The organism is Sporofaciens sp. JLR.KK001 (assembly GCF_036941055.1).
In the GTDB taxonomy this organism is placed as follows: domain Bacteria; phylum Bacillota; class Clostridia; order Lachnospirales; family Lachnospiraceae; genus Sporofaciens.
This window is the reverse complement of sequence record NZ_JAYMNO010000001.1, coordinates 3315577-3332612: the sequence shown is the minus strand read 5'-3', so window position 1 is coordinate 3332612 and position 17036 is coordinate 3315577. Positions and strand designations below refer to the sequence as shown.

Here is a 17036-nt window from a genome sequence, read left to right as displayed (position 1 = left end):
AATAGTCGAAGATGTTAGCACTCAAAATTATAGAGTGCTAACAGATGAATCCGAAAGGAGGAGGATAGATGGTAACAGAACACGGGCTTAGCGACCGTAAGATGAAGATTCTGCATGCAGTCATCAAGAATTATCTTGAAACCGGCGAACCGGTCGGTTCCAGGACGATCTCTAAGTACACAGATCTGAATCTTAGTTCTGCAACAATCCGCAATGAGATGGCCGACTTAGAAGAGCTGGGATATATCCTGCAGCCTCATACGTCAGCCGGACGTATTCCTTCGGATAAAGGCTACAGACTATATGTAGATATGCTGATGGAGGAGAAGGAGCAGGAGCTATCCGAGATGCAGGAGCAGATGCTTGATAAGGCAGACAAGATGGAACAGCTTCTTAAGCAGGCGGCGAGGGTTCTGGCAAGCAATACGAATTACGCGACCATGGTTTCCACTCCGATGAACAATTCGAACAAGATCAAGTTCATTCAGTTATCTATGGTAGACGAAGAACAGGTGATCGCGGTGATTGTGCTTGGCGGCAATGTGATCAAGAACAAGATCATCGATGTAGAGGAGCCGCTCAGCAATGAGAACCTGCTGAAGCTTAACATGTTGCTCAACACGACGCTGAACGGTATGTCGATCGAGGAGATCAATCTGGGATTGATCGCGCGGCTTAAGGAACAGGCGGGGATACACAGCAGTGTGATCAGCAACGTTCTGGATGCGGTGGCGGATGCGATTCAGGTCGAGGAAGATATGCAGATCTATACAAGCGGCGCGACGAATATTTTCAAATACCCGGAGCTAAGCGATAATCAGAGTGCGCAGGAGATCATCAATGCATTCGAAGAAAAGCAGCAATTGACAGAGCTGGTGACACAGACGTTGGCGAAGGAGGACAATACCGGGATTCAGGTGTACATCGGGGATGAGACTCCGGTCCAGACCATGAAAGACTGCAGTGTCGTTACCGCAACGTATGAATTAGGCGACGGCATGAAGGGAACGATAGGTATTATCGGACCAAAGAGAATGGATTATGAACATGTGTTAAAATCAATGAAACGGCTCCAGAACGAGCTGGATCAGATGTTTCATAAAAAAGAATAAAGAAAGGTGGAATTACCCTTGGAGAATCATAAGGAGAAAAGCCAGGAAGAGATGGTAAAAGAGGCTGTGGAGGAAGCGAAGAAGGCGGCAGAGGAGCAGGAGTCCCAGACAGAAGAGACGGACTCCCAGGTAGAGACAGCCGTTGACGAAGCAGAGACGGCAGAAGATGCCGAAGCACAGGAAGATACGGATACCGGGGAAGAGGCAGAGGAAGGCGATGCAGACGGCAAGGATGATAAGAAGTCCGGCAAGAAGCTGTTTGGCAAGAAGAATAAGAAGGATAAGAAGGATGAGAAGATCGAGGAGCTTACCGACAGGCTTACCCGGCAGATGGCAGAGTTTGATAACTTCCGCAAGCGTACAGAGAAGGAGAAGTCCCAGATGTACGAGATAGGTGCGAAAGATATCATAGATAAGATCCTTCCGGTAGTTGACAATTTCGAGCGAGGGCTTGGAGCGGTCAAGGAAGGGGAGAAGGAGGATCCCTTCATCCAGGGAATGGAGAAGGTGTATAAGCAGTTGATGACTACGCTGGAGAGTGTGGAGGTCAAACCGATCGAAGCGGTCGGCAAGGAGTTCAATCCGGATTTCCACAACGCAGTGATGCATGTAGAGGATGAGAACTTCGGCGAGAATATCATAGCCGAAGAATTCCAGAAGGGTTACATGTACCGCGATTCAGTAGTCAGACACAGTATGGTGAAAGTAGCAAATTAGGAGGAAATAACAATGGGCAAGATTATAGGAATTGATTTGGGTACGACAAACAGTTGTGTAGCAGTTATGGAAGGCGGCCAGCCAACAGTCATCGCCAATACAGAGGGCGCAAGGACCACACCGTCTGTAGTAGCATTTTCTAAGACGGGCGAGCGTCTGGTAGGCGAGCCTGCGAAGCGTCAGGCAGTAACCAACGCAGAGAGAACCATCTCATCTATCAAGAGAGAGATGGGAAGCGATTACAGAGTAACCATCGACGAGAAGAAGTATTCTCCGCAGGAGATCTCAGCTATGATCCTTCAGAAGTTAAAAGCAGACGCAGAAGGATACCTGGGTGAGAAGGTGACGGAAGCAGTCATCACCGTACCGGCTTATTTCAATGACGCACAGCGTCAGGCAACCAAGGACGCGGGTAAGATCGCCGGACTTGATGTGAAGCGTATCATCAACGAGCCTACGGCTGCAGCCCTTGCATACGGCCTTGACAATGAGAAAGAACAGAAGATCATGGTATATGACCTTGGCGGCGGTACCTTCGACGTATCCATCATCGAGATCGGCGACGGCGTGATCGAAGTATTATCTACAGCAGGTAACAACCGTCTTGGAGGAGATGATTTCGACCAGAAGATCACAGACTATATGATCGCGGAATTCAAGAAGCAGGAGGGCGTAGACTTATCCACAGATAAGATGGCGCTCCAGAGATTAAAAGAAGCGGCAGAGAAGGCGAAGAAGGAACTGTCTTCCGCAACGACGACCAATATCAACCTGCCGTTCATTACCGCAACGGCTGAAGGTCCGAAGCATTTCGATATGAACCTGACAAGAGCGAAATTCGACGAGCTGACACACGACCTGGTAGAGAAGACCTCCGAGCCGGTGAAGAGAGCATTATCCGATGCAGGGATCAACGCATCCGAGCTTGGCCAGGTACTTCTGGTCGGCGGTTCCACACGTATCCCGGCCGTGCAGGAAGAAGTGAAGCGTCTGACAGGCAAGGAGCCAAGCAAGTCTCTGAATCCGGATGAGTGTGTAGCGCTTGGCGCATCCGTCCAGGGCGGCAAGCTTGCTGGAGACGCGGGTGCAGGAGATATCCTTCTTCTTGACGTAACGCCATTGTCATTGTCCATCGAGACTATGGGCGGTGTTGCTACAAGGCTGATCGAGAGGAATACCACCATCCCGACCAAGAAGAGCCAGATCTTCTCAACGGCGGCAGATAACCAGACAGCGGTTGATATCAATGTTGTACAGGGTGAGAGACAGTTCGCGAGAGATAACAAGTCCCTTGGACAGTTCAGACTGGACGGAATCGCACCGGCTCCGCGCGGAGTACCGCAGATTGAGGTTACCTTCGATATCGATGCCAACGGTATCGTGAATGTATCTGCAAAAGACCTTGGAACAGGTAAGGAACAGCATATCACCATCACGGCAGGCTCCAATATGTCTGATGAGGATATTGATAAGGCAGTCAAGGAAGCGGCGGCTTTCGAGGCTCAGGATAAGAAGCGTAAGGAAGGAATCGACGCCAAGAACGAGGCCGATTCACTGCTCTTCCAGACAGAGAAGGCTCTTTCAGAGGTCGGAGATAAGATCGACGCGGCAGATAAGTCTGCGGTAGAGGCAGACTGCAAGGCACTCAGAGAGATCCTTGACAAGGTGAACATGGATGATATCTCCGACGCACAGGTTGCCGAGATGAAGGCAGCCAAGGAGAAGCTGATGGAGAGCGCCCAGAAGGTATTCACCAAGATGTATGAGCAGGCAGGAGCGGCAGCTCAGGGAGCAGGTCCGGATATGGGAGCAGGCCCAAATCCTGGAGCAGGCCCGGCGCCGGAAGGATTCCAGGGCGATGATGTCGTAGACGGAGACTATAAGGAAGTATAATTGATTTCGGCACAGAAGGAAGCATGAATTGAGGTAACAGTGAAGGTATCTGAACTGTTACGAATTGAGAGAACGCAGCGCTGTGCCGGTTACACACAGACAATTATGGGGAGTACAAAAGGCGGATAGGATCTGCATATGTTTCCTCATAATTGTCTGTATATGGCGTTATATAAGGAAGGGAAATACTATGGCAGAATCAAAGAGAGATTATTATGAAGTGCTGGGTGTCAGCAAGGATGCTGACGATTCCACTTTAAAGAAGGCATACAGACAGGTCGCCAAGAAGTACCACCCTGATATGAATCCTGGTGATGCGGAGGCCGAGAAGAAATTCAAAGAAGCTTCCGAGGCTTACGCGGTATTGAGTGATCCGGAGAAACGCCGCCAGTATGACCAGTTCGGCCATGCGGCATTTGAAGGCGGTGCAGGCGGAGGCGGCTTCGGCGGATTTGATTTCAGTGGGGCGGATTTCAGTGATATCTTTGGTGATATCTTCGGCGATCTGTTCGGCGGAGGCAGGAGAGGCCGTGCGAGTCAGGGGCCTATGAAGGGCATGAATATCAGGAAGAGCGTCAGGATCACTTTCGAGGAAGCGGTATTTGGATGCGAGAAGGAGCTGGATATGGTGCTTAAGGATCCATGTCCGAAGTGTGGAGGAACCGGGGCGAAACCGGGGACGTCACCGGAGACCTGCCCGAAATGTCAGGGCAAGGGTCAGGTTGTCTATACACAGCAGTCCTTCTTTGGAATGGTCCAGAATGTCCAGACCTGTCCGGACTGTAACGGAACCGGCAAGATTATCCGTGAGAAATGTTCGGACTGCGGCGGTACAGGATATGCCTCCAACCGTAAGAAGATCGCTGTGACGATCCCGGCAGGAATCGACAACGGTCAGAGCGTGCGGATCCGGGAGAAGGGAGAACCGGGTGTAAACGGAGGCCCAAGAGGCGACCTTCTGGTAGAGGTGGTCGTATCCAGGCATCCGATCTTCCAGAGGCAGGATATGCATATATTTTCTACGGTTCCGATCTCATTCGCGCAGGCGGCGCTCGGCGCGGACGTCCGGGTGAAGACGGTTGACGGAGAGGTACTCTATACGGTGAAGCCTGGAACCAAGACGGATACCAAGGTACGCTTAAAAGGCAAGGGTGTTCCGTCCGTGCGTAATTCACAGGTGCGCGGGGATCATTATGTGACACTGGTGATCCAGACGCCGGAACATTTGAGCCAGGAAGCGAAAGAAGCGCTCAGACGGTTCGACGAGCTGTCGGGCAATACGCTGAATCAGGCGGCGAGCGAGAAAGAAGGGAAGACCGGAAAGAAGAAAAAAGGATTTATGGATAAGATGAAAGAAGCCTTTGATGATTAAACTCATCAAGGGCTTTTTGCCTGTTGGCCGGTATTGACTTTTAATCTCAAAATGATATAATTTTATATGTGACATAAAGTTAATAAAAAGCGGTGAGGATATGGTTGTATTATTGATAGGCGGCGGCAGCGTGCTGATGAATGCGATGATCGATAAACTGAATAAGAATGGTCATCGGGTATATTTACTGACAGGCCAGAGGGACAGCCGCTATTCTTATAAGCGGGTATTTGAAAAGTATCAGTTCCCATATGAGAGTGAGAGTATCAAGGACATTTTCGAGAGCATCCGGCCGGATGTGACGGTATTTATGGGGGCATATGATACGAATTTTGACTGGGAGGATAAAGGCAGGCAGGAGTCGGTGCGCTATGCGGCAGGCGTCATGAATATTCTGTCGGCATTCAGCATGGTCAAGACGGGGCGGCTTATTTATTTCTCCTCTGAGGAGGTGTTCGGCGACGCGTATATCGACAATATCGCGGAGGACGAACCGGTATCGCCTAAGGGCTTTAAGGCGCTGGCGCTGGCTCAGGGCGAGGAGATCTGTATGAATTATTACAGAACTCAGAATATGGATACGAGGATCTTAAGATTCGACCATCTCTACTGGACGCCGGAGAAGGGAGAGCTGGAGAATGCGCCCTGTTTCCGTATGATCCTTGAAGGGCTTAAGACAGGGCGGATCTCAGCCAATGACCGGAGGATATTCTCCATGATCTATCTGAATGATGCGGTGGAGCTTTCCTATCGGGTGATCTGTAAGGAGGAGCTTAAGTTCCCGATTTATCATATCTCCTCTATGGAAGAGGTGGGAGAGCTTACGCTTGCGGAGAAGATCTGCGAAGAGATGGGTTCCGGCGTGGAGGTCGTCGACAATACGGTAGGGATGAGTAATCGTCTGGTGTTGGACTGCGGCAGATATAAAGAAGAATTCTCTTATGAGATCTTCAATGGATATGAGAAGGGGATCAAACCTGTTGTCCGTTTTATGAAGCGGCACAGCGCTTCTTTTATCACGGATGAGGATGACGGCGGCGGACTGGCTGTGAAGACGTGGAATCATACCCGGAGGATCGTGAAGGCGCTGATTCCGTTTGCCGAAGCGCTGATCTGTTTTATCCCGGTATATCTGTTAAGCGCTCAGGCGGCGGACAGCGCATTTCTGGCAAGGCTTGATCTGTTCTTGCTGTATGTATTGCTTTTTGCGGTGGTCTATGGACAGCAGCAGGCTGTCTTTAGTGCGTTTCTGTCGATCGTGGGGTATTGTCTTTCCAGGATGCATGTGGAGAGCGGGTTTGAGGTGCTGTTGGATTATAATACATATGTGTGGATGGCGCAGCTCTTCATTGTCGGTCTGGTCGTTGGATATATGAGGGATCAGCTTCGGTTCGTGAAGGGCGAGAATGCATCCAGGGTCCAGTATTTGAACGGGCAGATCAGGGATATTGAGGATATTAATGACAGTAATGTCAGGATGAAGCATAATTTCGAGGCGCAGATCGTAAATCACAAGGAAAGTCTCGGCAAGATCTATGACGTATCGTCAAGCCTTGAACAGTATGGACAAGAGGAGGTTTTGTTCTATGCTGCGCAGGTGCTTGCAAGGTTGATGGATTGCGTGGATGTGGCGGTGTACACGGTGGCGAACGGGGATTATGCCAGGCTTTTTTCTGCGACTTCGCCGGAAGCGCGTAAGCTTGGGAATTCTATCAAATACACGGATATGGAGGCGATGTACGGTGACCTCAGGGAACGCCGTGTCTACATCAACCGGGATATGGCCGATAAGATGCCGATGATGGCGAGCGCCGTCTATTCGGAGGATGATATGCAGCTCATCCTGATGCTTTGGGGAATACCGTGGGAGCGCATGACGTTGGGCGAGGCGAACCGCCTCACGATTGTAGGTTACCTGATCCAGAATGCGGTGGTGCGTGCGAACCGGTACCTGGAAGCGCTGCACAACCAGCGCTATGTGGAGGGTACGAATGTACTGGATGAGGAAGCGTTTACACATCTTGCGAGGGCCTACTCTGATGCGAAGAGCAAGGGATTAACAGAGTATATACTGCTCGAGATTCTTGCCGGGACAGAGGATTATGAGAGCGTGGGAAGGTCGCTTGGACAGGCAATACGGCAGTCTGATTATCTGGGTATCTTAAGGGGAGGCAGGCTGTATGTGCTTCTTGCCAATACGGATAAGGAGAGCGCGGGCGGAGTGATCGAGCGTTTCGAGAACCTGGGATATGAGTGCCGGATTGATGAGGAGGCAGTATTATGACGAGGGATGAATATATTTTCCTGATCATCCTGATCGTGAATCTGGTTGTATCTGTCATCTATCTGCTGGCGGGCATATTTCTGATAGTGCCTGCACGTTCAGTTACTGCCGAGAAGGACAGCGAGATTCTCTATGATAACAGGAGGACATACTTGATCCGTTTTATCGTGATGCTGCTGTGTCCGGTTATCGTGCCGCTGTTCTTTGGAATCAGCCATCTGATATATCTGATCGTGTTCTTTAGAGGGGCGAATCTTACGGACGTCATCTTCAGTAAGGAGCGTGTGAAGACTAATATCCGGGCAGATGAAGAGGTGGAACGAGATATTATCCCGCTGGAGGAAGCGATCCTGGTCAACGAGAAGAAGAACCTGCGTATGGTAATGATGAATATCATGCGCAAGGATATCAAGGATTCTCTGTCTTCTATCACGCTGGCGCTGGATAGTGAGGATTCGGAGACTGCCCACTATGCGGCGGCTGTTCTGTCGGATGAGCTGAACAAGTTCCGGCTCTATGTGCAGAAGATGCGGCGTCAGATCAGGGAGGAGGAGACGGACCAGACGGAGTGCGAGGAGCTCCTCCTTGAATATATGGACCATATCTTGAAGCAGCATGTGTTCTCACAGCATGAGCAGCGCAAGTTCGTGGAGACCATGGATGAGACGGCAGAGTCTCTCTATGGTAAGGATCCTGCGCGGTTTGGTCTTGATGGGTATGAGGCCGTCTTCCTGCGCATCCTGGAGATGAAGGATTATGAGACGGCAGAGAAATGGTGCCGGCGGATAGAGGAACAGTACCCGGATGAGATGAAGGCATATGTGTGCAAACTGAAGCTTTATTTTGCCAGACAGGACCGGGAAGCTTTCTTTGAGACGATGGAGGCATTGAAAAAATCCGATGTGGTGATCAATAACGAGACGTTAGAGTTGATCCGAATCTTTAGCACAAGGAGGCAATAACCATGTCAATGACTATGCTTACTGTATTGCAGGCCACAGGGGTATCGGCAGCTTATCTGGCCGTGACATTGCTGCTGCCTTTTTTGTTCCTGCACAAGAAGCTTCATGGCTTTGCGAATGTCCCCATAAGGTTTATGATTTATTTTATGGCGGGTAATTTCTATGTGATGAATCTGGTGTTCCTGCTGGAGCTTCTGCATCTGTCTTTTCGTCTGACGCTGATACTTGGAACCCTTGCGCCCTTTATCGCGGAGTTTGTAAGGAAGCATAAGGGGTCGTTCCGTCTGTATCTGGAGAGAGGGATTGAGAAGCTAAGCCTTCTTGCCGGAAAAGAGATGGGGAGGAAGACATTTCTTATGAAGCTTGGCGTGAAGCTTAAGAAGATGTCTTCCGGCAGGATGGGTATGAAGATGAGCGGACATTGGATGGATGTGCTTCTTACCGGTACAGTCATTGTACTGGTATTATATATGTATGGGCTCAACACTGTTCATGTCTACGGCTATTGTGCGTCTGACCTTGTGCTGCATAACTACTGGATCAATGAGATGAACAGCAATCATATATTCGCGGACGGCGTCTATCCTTTCGGATTTCACTGTGTGGTCTATTATCTGCACGCAGTATTTGCGATTCCGGTCTATGTGGTGCTGCGCGTCTTCAGCTTGGTGCAGACGGTGATGATCCATCTAATGCTGCTGGCGTTCTTAAAGACGGTGTGCAGAGCCAGGTATACGCCTTATATCGGAACCGTGGTCTATATACTGTCTGATGTGTTCTATCAGTATGCCTATTACAGATATTATGCATCGCTGCCGCAGGAATTCGGGATGCTCTTTATCCTGCCTGCCGCCTGTTTTGCCGTTGCATTCTTAAGGGAGCGGGACTTTACGGCGGCAGCGGGCCGGGAAGAGAAGGGACTTAAGGCGGTGAACCTGTATCTTATCATGTTTGCTGCCAGCATCTCCATGACTCTGGCGGCGCATTTCTATGATACGATTATTGCAGGGCTGCTCTGCGTAGGGATCGGTGCAGGCTTCTGTTTCCGATGCTTCCGCTGGCGTTATCTGAAGCGGATCGTGACCGCGGGGATCGCGGGGCTTATGATTGCCGTCCTTCCAATGGCGGCCGCCTATGTGACGGGGACACCTCTTCAGGGGTCGCTGAACTGGGGGATGGCGATGCTGTCTTCCGGGAGTCAGGATTCGGGCGGTGCCGACAGCAAGGATGCAGACGATGGCGGGAAGAAAGCTGAGAAGGCGGACAAGGCGGACTCTTCGAAGAACTTTTTAGCCAGGGCGGCGGGAATGTTTACGCCCAAGAAGACAGCGCGTATCCTTGAAAGGATCGACTATTATGTGATGAATGACAATATCATGGCGGTTAAGATCCTGCTTGGAAGCATTGCCGCGGCATTTCTTCTGGGGCTTTTGTGGATGCTGTTCCGGAAGGCGGAGTATGGGGCGGTGCTGATATCCTTAAGTATATTTACAGGGCTGCTTGCCATGCTGCAGGTGTCGGAAGTGCTTGGGCTTCCCCAGCTTATGGAGGTCACGAGATACCCGGTCTATCTGGTGTACGGGATCGTGGCGGTGTGGAGTCTCTGTCTGGACGCGGTGATATTAAGCTTATGCAGATGGCCGAAGGCTATGAATGTGCTCTCTATGGCCGGGCTTATAGCGGCGTGCGTTGTCGTGGCGGAGACTGGTATCCGCTCGCCCCGCTATATTACCGCGTATGAGACTAATGAAGCGATCACTTGTCTGACAGATATCCTCCACGATAACCGGGACAATGTCTCATGGACGATCTGTTCTGCCAATGATGAACGGCAGATGATCGGGGATAAGGGATATCACTATGAGATGATCACATTCTTAAGGAAGATGCAGTCCGTCAACAAGAATACGGAGGTCACCATACCGACAGATACGGTGTATTTCTTCATAGAGAAGGTGCCGCTCTACTATCGGGATTATATTAACTCCGAGATACCAAAGCGGAAGGTCTCTTTGGCAGGAGCGAGGAAGCCGCTGTCTAACAAGGGCGGAATCCTGCCGTATATCGAAGATGCCAGATGGGTGACCATGTCCCATATGTATTACTGGGCGCAGGCATTTAAGGAGCTGTATCCCAATGAGATGGAAGTATATATGGAGACGGATCGTTTCGTATGCTACCGTCTGCGGCAGAACGGCTATAGTCTGTATAATTTTGCGATTGATTATGGATACAACGGAAATGATTAGGAGATGATGATATGGTGTCACGCCGGAATTATTTCACAATTATGATATTGATGGTTGTCGTATTCTTCTTATGTATGACGTTTAACACGCTTAAGGACACCTGGAATGATTATGAGGTGAATCCCTATTCAGAGACGGCAGAGAACTATCCTTCCAAGGTGAATATATATATACCGGAGAGTATCCGGCTTGGTAAAGCGGCTGGAAGGAAGGCGGAGGTGAAGGCGGCAGAGGACGGCGAGGTAAGGATCGGAGCAGTCACACGCAGGAGGGTGATCGGCATCGGCGATACGAAAGGAACGCTTATGCAGACGGCCGCGCAGTGGGTCATCTACAGTAAGCGGGATATCGGTATCTATGAATCTCTGGCGGCGTATCAGAAGAAGGAGAAGGGCGGGGAGCAGCCGGAGCTGCTTCTGATCGATTCGGAGAGTGTGAACTGGAAGAAGGCGGGGGAGGTTAAGTTCCTTAGGGACTGTGTGGATCAGGGAACGCATCTGATCTTCTGCAATCTTCCCGATGTATCTGTTATCAGGAAGAACCGGGAGGTAAGGGAGCTCTTAGGCATCCGGGAGGTAAGGGAAGATGAATATACCGTGGACGGCATTCATCTCTACGCCGGATTCCTGCTGGGCGGAGAGACATATTATCAGGCGGTGGAGGAAGAGGATAAAGGCTATCAGGATATGGAGCTTCGATTTCCCTGGTATCAGCTTGCTTCCGGGACCAAGGTGTATATGAAGGGAATTCCGGAGGATGAATCCATAGACACGGAGGATTATCCGGTGGTGATCTGGCGCAAGAGCTTCGGTTCTGCCTATGTATTTGCCGTAAACGGCGGATACATGGAAGGGGTAACGGGTCTTGGGCTTCTGTCGGCTATGTCGGCTGAGATATACTCTTATGAGATCTATCCCGCCGTGAATGCGCAGAGTATGGTGTTCGAGGGATTCCCGGGGCTTGCGGATGAGAACCGTAAGAAGATGGATGAACTCTACAGCCGTTCTGTAAAGCAGGTATTCCAAGAGATCGTATGGCCTTACGTGGGAATGTCGCTGCAGGATTATCCGCATGGGATCACCTGTATGATGGCGCCTCAGTATGATTATCGGGATAAGAATGAACCGGATGAAGAACAGCTCCGGTATTATCTGAAGATGTTCCATGAGCAGGCGGTGGAGACAGGGCTTTCAGCTGCGAATGTATCGGAGCTTGCCATGAGTGAGAAGCTTGCGTTGGACCAGGCGTTCATGCAGGAGGCCGCGGGCGCTTATGATTTTACATCCTTTTATGCGGGCGGGATGACGGAAAAGGAGATGGAAGAGGCCTTAAGGATGAGGATTCTTGGCTCTGTCATGACGGTGGTCGCGGATTATGAGGAAGAAGACGCAGAGGTCATAAAGTTCCTGACGGAGGATGTGACGAAGCAGAGCACGTTGGGGGAGGGCCTTGCCTATACCTATAAGGGGGATCTCCTGATGAAGAGCGCGGCAACGGCGCTTGGGTATTCGAACATATCCTTTGATATGACAAGAGTCGCATATCCTGACAGTCTTGAGGATTCCTGGGAGAATCTGTCCAGGGATTATGCGAAGACGGTGGATTCTTTCGGCCCGGCTTTTGACGGATTCGACGGAACGACCGCGGCGGAATGTGATGTGCGTATCCGCCGTTTTCTGGCGCTGGATTATACAGACAGCCGGACCGGCAGCGTGATCCGGCTTGAGACAGAAGGCGGCGGCGGGCCCGTATGGTTTATACTGAGGACTCACAACGAATCGGTAGAATCAGTTGAGGGCGGAAGCTTCAAGAAGCTGGAGGACGGCGCGTATCTGATCGAGGTGGAGGACCGGGAGGCTGTCATCCGGATGGAGCCGGCCGACGAGAGGTATTATGTTATGCCGCCGGGAGCCGCGAGATAGTATCGTATCAGAGTCTATAGAGAGGAGAAGTCAAGTGAGAGTCTGTATTGTGGTGGAAGGCTGTTATCCTTATATGGCGGGCGGTGTATCAAGCTGGGTGCACGGTCTCATCAAGTCATTTCCCAACCTGGAATTCGTGATCCTGGCGGTCATCAGCAACCGCTCCATGAGCGGGAGATTCACCTACGAGCTGCCTGAGAATGTGACAGAGGTTCACGAGCTGTATCTGGAGGACGTGGATTGGAACCGCAAAGGCCGCCGTAAGCATACGCTGAACAAGGATGAGTACAGGGCGCTCCGAAGCCTGGTGATGAATCAGCGGGTGGAGTGGGAAGTGCTGTTCCGTATGTTCCAGGAGAAGGGCATTTCCCTGGATAGATTGCTGATGGGACCGGATTTCATGAAGATCGTGAGAGAATACTATGATCTGAATTACAGTCAGCTTGTGTTCGCGGATTTCCTGTGGACCATGCGTTCGGTGTATCTTCCTATGTTCTTTGCGCTTAAGATGAAGCTTCCCAGGGCGGACCTGTATCACTGTGTCGCTACCGGATATGCCGGGCTCTTAGGGAGTATGGCGAAGACTCTCTATGGCTGCAGGATGATGATCTCGGAGCATGGGATCTACACCAGAGAGCGGGAAGAAGAGCTGCTGCGGGCGGAATGGGTCAAGGGAGTCTACAAGAATGTGTGGATCGAGCAGTTCCGGAAGATGTCGAAGCTTGCGTATGACAGGGCAGATCTGGTTACGAGTCTGTATGAATATGCCAGGGAGCTTCAGATCGAGCTTGGGTGCTTGCCGGAGAAGACCATGGTGACGCCGAACGGCGTATCTGTGGAACGTCTCTTGAATCTTCCGGGGAAGACAGAAGAGGATGAGGGGAAGATCAATATCGGAGCGGTCTTACGTGTCACGCCGATCAAGGATGTGAAGACTATGATCCAGGCGTTTAGTTTCGCGAAGGAGAGGGAGCCAAGGCTTAAGCTGTGGATCATGGGGCCTTGCGATGAGGATGCGCAGTATGCCGGGGAATGCCGGGAGCAGGTGGAGGCTATGGGGCTTACGGATGTGGTGTTTACCGGGAGGATTGATATCAGAGATTACCTGGGCCGGATGGATATGACGATCCTGACCAGTATCAGCGAGGGACAGCCGCTTACGATCCTTGAAGGCTATGCGGCTCATAAGCCTGTGATCGCCACGGATGTGGGAAACTGCAGCGGGCTGATCTTCGGAGAGAATGACGATTACGGTGCGGCAGGAATCCTTACCCATATCATGAATGTGGATGAGATCGCCCAGGCTATGATAGACATGGCGAGGAACGAGCCGATGCGTCTTCAGATGGGAGAGAGCGGTTACCAAAGGGTGATGTCCGGCTACCGGATCGAGCATATGAGGGAGACATATCATAAGATATATCAGGATTTTGCGGGCAGTATGGGATTGTCCCTGGAAGAGGAGAGGACGGAGTAATGGCTGGCATAGGAGAGAAATTAAATCATATATTTGAGAAGAATACCCTGGCAACCTTCGTGGTAGGCTTTGGGTACAGTGCGGTATCGACGGTGACGCCCATGTGCGTGGTGATCCTGAATGTGGTTTTGATGCAGTATTTCCTGAAGTTCAGCGAACTTGGCTTCGTGGAGAGGGAGCTGTTCTCCTGTACGATGCTCTATATATTCATCTTTGCCCTGCTGACGGCGGCTCCTTTTAACTCCGTGCTGTCCAAATATGTGTCGGACGTGATCTTCGAGGAACGTTATGAGGATATCCGTGCCTGTTATAACGTGGGACTTTTGATGAACATTACCCTTAGCTGCCTGGTGGGGATCCCGTTCTGCTTGTGGGAGCATTTCGTGGGGAAGGTGGATGTATTCTATGTGTTCACCGGGTATTGCGGTTACATTGCCCTGGTGCTGGTGTTTTATTCCATGATCTATCTGTCCATCGCGAAGGCGTATGAGAAGATTGCATTGTTCTTCTCGGCGGGGATGGTGACGGCATTTCTGTTCTCTCTCTTCCTTAGATATGTCCTGCATTGGGGGATCAGGGAGAGTATGCTGTTTGCTCTGATGACGGGCTTCTTCCTGACGGCTGTCCTGGAGATGGCCACCGTGAAGCGGTATTTTGTGAAGAACAGCAACCGCTACAAATCGGTGCTTCGGTATTTTCGGAAATACTGGAAGCTGGTGATCGCGAATTTCTTCTATATCCTGGGGCTGTATGTCCATAATTTCGTGTTCTGGACAGGGAAAGAGCGGATGGTGCTGGTGAAGACCTTTGTCTGTAATCAGCCTTATGATATGGCAACCTGCCTTGCCATGTTTACTAATATTTCCGCCACGGTGATCTTTATCGCAAGGGTGGAGATGCATTTCCATGACAAATACAAGAATTACTCGGAGGCGGTCATCGGCGGGAAAGGGTCTGATATCGACCTTGCCAAGAAAGAGATGTTCCGGCAGCTTGCCAATGAGCTGATGAGTCTGGTGAGAATCCAGTTCATCATCACGACCATCCTGTATCTGCTGTGTATGGTATTTCTGCCAAGGTTCGGTTTCTCCAGGCTTACAATCAGGATCTATCCTTGTCTGGTTGTGGGGTATTTCATTTTGTTCCTGATGTATTCCGCGATCATCTTCCTGTATTACTATGATGATCTGACCGGGGCTGCGCTGACCTCTCTCAGCTTCTGCCTGGTGACGTTCGCAGGCAGTATGATAGCGAAGAATCTGCCGGAGCTTTGGTACGGGATCGGCGTAGTGGCCGGAGCATTCACTGGCTGGACTGTGGCGTATCTGCGGCTGCGTTATATGGAGCGGAATCTGGATATCCACATATTCTGCAAGGGTTCTATATTGAAGCCTGGAATGGGTACACAGCCTCCTGGAGAAGTATTCAATAGAAAAAATACAAAGGAGGAGACGCAGGGATGATAAGTACATTTATCAGGATCGGGATCGTTCTGGTCGGAATTACGGTGATAATAGCCGTTTTCTGGATGACCTCTCATAAGAAGATTACCGTGAATTTTGCCGTGGTATGGGAGATTCTTGGAATCGTACTGGTCTGTATCGGAGCGATCCCGAAATTCTCTCAGTGGACGAAACTGGTCGGGTCCGGTACGAGCATGGCTCTTTTCGGTGTGGGCGTGCTCTTTCTGTTCGAGGAGGTGCGCACCAGTGCGATCCTCTCGCAGCTTATGCTGAAAAACAGGGAGCTGGCTATGCAGGTGTCCTTGCTGAACCAGGAAAATGAGTTTCTTGTGAAGGAGATTGAGAAGGTTACCAAGATTCTGGAGGAAAACGGCGATGAAGAAGATACTGTTTGTCGTTAATACCTTGGGACGCGCCGGTGTAGAGACGGCGCTTCTGGAGCTTCTGAGGAGATTAGACAGTTCGGAGTATGAGGTGTCGCTTTATGTGATTCTGGCACAAGGTGAGATGATCGGAGAACTGCCTTCTCATGTGAAGCTTAAGAACAGGCGCTTTAACAGCCAGTCGGTGATGACGGGAAAGGGCAAGCGTGCCATAGCCGTAACCATCTGTTCGTCATTTTTCCGAAACGGCGGGTACCCGGGCAAGATTCACAGCATCGTCAGCAATTTTGCGGATATGGAGAGGACGGGCAAGATCCAGACGGAGAAGCTGTTGTGGCGGATGCTCTCTGACGGTGCGGAACGATTGAACGAAGTGTTTGACCTGGCGGTAGCGTATCTGGAAGGCGCTTCGGCCTACTATGTGGCGGACCATGTGAAAGCCAGGCATAAGGTCGGATTTATCCATATTGATTACAGGAGCGCCGGATATACCAGGCGGATGGACCGGGATTGCTTTAGAAGTTTTGACCGGATCTTCGGTGTGTCCGATGAGGTGAGGGAACATTTTTTGTTGGTCTATCCGGAGTATGCGACGAAGACGAAGGTTTTCTACAATATGATCGACCAGGAGCGGATCCGAAGACGTGCGCAGGAAAGAGGCGGATTCGCGGATGGATATAGAGGGGCGCGCATTTTGACGGTTGGAAGGCTTACCTATCAGAAGGCTTACGATATCGCTATAGAGGCAATGAAGCTCGTGAAGGACGCCGGATTTGATGCGCGGTGGTATGTGCTGGGGGAAGGCGATCAGAGACGTCAGCTTATGAAGAAGATCGCGTCACTTAGTCTGCAGGAAGAGTTCGTGCTGTTAGGAGCCGTAACGAACCCGTATCCCTATTACATGCAGGCGGATCTGTATGTTCATGCCACCAGATATGAGGGGAAGAGCATTGCTATCCAGGAGGCACAGACGCTGGGGTGCGCGGTGATCGCCTCGGATCGCAACGGCAACCGGGAGCAGATTACAGACGGGCAGGACGGCATCCTCTGTGAGCTTACGCCCCGGGCGATTGCAAAGAGTATTATGGAACTATTACAAGATAAAGAGAAAAGAAAGGCTCTTAGGAGGGCGGCAGCAAAGAAAGATATGACGCAGCCGCAGGGGCTTAGAATGCTGTTGGAGCTTGTGTAAGAGGTGATTA

At 50.8% G+C, this 17036-nt stretch carries 12 protein-coding genes; all 12 read left to right on the top strand.

Going from position 1 to position 17036, the window contains the following annotated elements; all coding sequences use genetic code 11:
- Nucleotides 1-68 precede the first annotated feature (68 nt).
- The 12 genes from hrcA (at nucleotide 69) to VSQ62_RS17130 (ending at nucleotide 17026) form a co-directional block, all read left to right on the top strand.
- The gene (gene hrcA, locus VSQ62_RS17185; RefSeq protein ID WP_334636008.1) at nucleotides 69-1112 is read left to right on the top strand and encodes a heat-inducible transcriptional repressor HrcA; all 1044 of its coding nucleotides are present in this window, start codon (nucleotides 69-71) and stop codon (nucleotides 1110-1112) included.
- 18 nt (nucleotides 1113-1130) lie between these two features.
- Entirely contained in the window at nucleotides 1131-1829 is a 699-nt protein-coding gene (gene grpE, locus VSQ62_RS17180) for a nucleotide exchange factor GrpE (RefSeq protein ID WP_502957761.1), read from the top strand.
- A 12-nt stretch (nucleotides 1830-1841) separates the two neighbouring features.
- Nucleotides 1842-3722, top strand: coding sequence for a molecular chaperone DnaK (dnaK, locus tag VSQ62_RS17175; protein WP_334636007.1), 1881 nt, complete (start codon nucleotides 1842-1844; stop codon nucleotides 3720-3722).
- A gap of 190 nt (nucleotides 3723-3912) precedes the next feature.
- Nucleotides 3913-5094, top strand: coding sequence for a molecular chaperone DnaJ (gene dnaJ / locus VSQ62_RS17170; protein ID WP_334636006.1), 1182 nt, complete (start codon nucleotides 3913-3915; stop codon nucleotides 5092-5094).
- A gap of 100 nt (nucleotides 5095-5194) precedes the next feature.
- Nucleotides 5195-7378 (top strand): NAD-dependent epimerase/dehydratase family protein, encoded by a 2184-nt coding sequence (locus VSQ62_RS17165; protein ID WP_334636005.1) that lies wholly within the window; start codon nucleotides 5195-5197, stop codon nucleotides 7376-7378.
- Complete coding sequence (locus VSQ62_RS17160) at nucleotides 7375-8340, top strand: hypothetical protein (RefSeq protein WP_334636004.1); 966 nt, start codon at nucleotides 7375-7377, stop codon at nucleotides 8338-8340. The genes VSQ62_RS17165 and VSQ62_RS17160 overlap by 4 nt, the downstream gene beginning before the upstream one ends.
- 2 nt (nucleotides 8341-8342) lie before the next feature.
- Nucleotides 8343-10589 (top strand): hypothetical protein, encoded by a 2247-nt coding sequence (locus VSQ62_RS17155; protein WP_334636003.1) that lies wholly within the window; start codon nucleotides 8343-8345, stop codon nucleotides 10587-10589.
- 11 nt (nucleotides 10590-10600) lie between these two features.
- Nucleotides 10601-12511: a DUF2194 domain-containing protein gene (locus tag VSQ62_RS17150; protein WP_334636002.1), complete on the top strand. Its 1911-nt coding sequence runs from the start codon at nucleotides 10601-10603 to the stop codon at nucleotides 12509-12511.
- 34 nt (nucleotides 12512-12545) lie between these two features.
- Complete coding sequence (gene pelF, locus VSQ62_RS17145; RefSeq protein ID WP_334636001.1) at nucleotides 12546-13988, top strand: GT4 family glycosyltransferase PelF; 1443 nt, start codon at nucleotides 12546-12548, stop codon at nucleotides 13986-13988.
- Complete coding sequence (gene pelG / locus VSQ62_RS17140; protein WP_334636000.1) at nucleotides 13988-15451, top strand: exopolysaccharide Pel transporter PelG; 1464 nt, start codon at nucleotides 13988-13990, stop codon at nucleotides 15449-15451. Before pelF ends, pelG begins: the two co-directional genes overlap by 1 nt.
- On the top strand, nucleotides 15448-15852 hold the full coding sequence (locus VSQ62_RS17135; RefSeq protein WP_334635999.1) for a DUF2304 domain-containing protein: 405 nt from the start codon (nucleotides 15448-15450) through the stop codon (nucleotides 15850-15852). Before pelG ends, VSQ62_RS17135 begins: the two co-directional genes overlap by 4 nt.
- A complete protein-coding gene (locus tag VSQ62_RS17130) occupies nucleotides 15827-17026 on the top strand; it encodes a glycosyltransferase (RefSeq protein ID WP_334635998.1) in 1200 nt (399 codons plus the stop codon). The genes VSQ62_RS17135 and VSQ62_RS17130 overlap by 26 nt, the downstream gene beginning before the upstream one ends.
- The last annotated feature ends 10 nt before the right edge of the window (nucleotides 17027-17036 follow it).

Excerpts from the sequence above, each read along its gene's own strand:
- VSQ62_RS17130 (WP_334635998.1), top strand. The coding sequence starts at position 15,827 with ATGAAGAAGATACTGTTTGTCGTTAATACCTTGGGACGCGCCGGTGTA.
- dnaJ (WP_334636006.1), top strand. The coding sequence starts at position 3,913 with ATGGCAGAATCAAAGAGAGATTATTATGAAGTGCTGGGTGTCAGCAAG.
- dnaK (WP_334636007.1), top strand. The coding sequence starts at position 1,842 with ATGGGCAAGATTATAGGAATTGATTTGGGTACGACAAACAGTTGTGTA.
- VSQ62_RS17160 (WP_334636004.1), top strand. The coding sequence starts at position 7,375 with ATGACGAGGGATGAATATATTTTCCTGATCATCCTGATCGTGAATCTG.
- VSQ62_RS17135 (WP_334635999.1), top strand. The coding sequence starts at position 15,448 with ATGATAAGTACATTTATCAGGATCGGGATCGTTCTGGTCGGAATTACG.
- VSQ62_RS17165 (WP_334636005.1), top strand. The coding sequence starts at position 5,195 with ATGGTTGTATTATTGATAGGCGGCGGCAGCGTGCTGATGAATGCGATG.
- VSQ62_RS17150 (WP_334636002.1), top strand. The coding sequence starts at position 10,601 with ATGGTGTCACGCCGGAATTATTTCACAATTATGATATTGATGGTTGTC.
- hrcA (WP_334636008.1), top strand. The coding sequence starts at position 69 with ATGGTAACAGAACACGGGCTTAGCGACCGTAAGATGAAGATTCTGCAT.
- VSQ62_RS17155 (WP_334636003.1), top strand. The coding sequence starts at position 8,343 with ATGTCAATGACTATGCTTACTGTATTGCAGGCCACAGGGGTATCGGCA.
- pelG (WP_334636000.1), top strand. The coding sequence starts at position 13,988 with ATGGCTGGCATAGGAGAGAAATTAAATCATATATTTGAGAAGAATACC.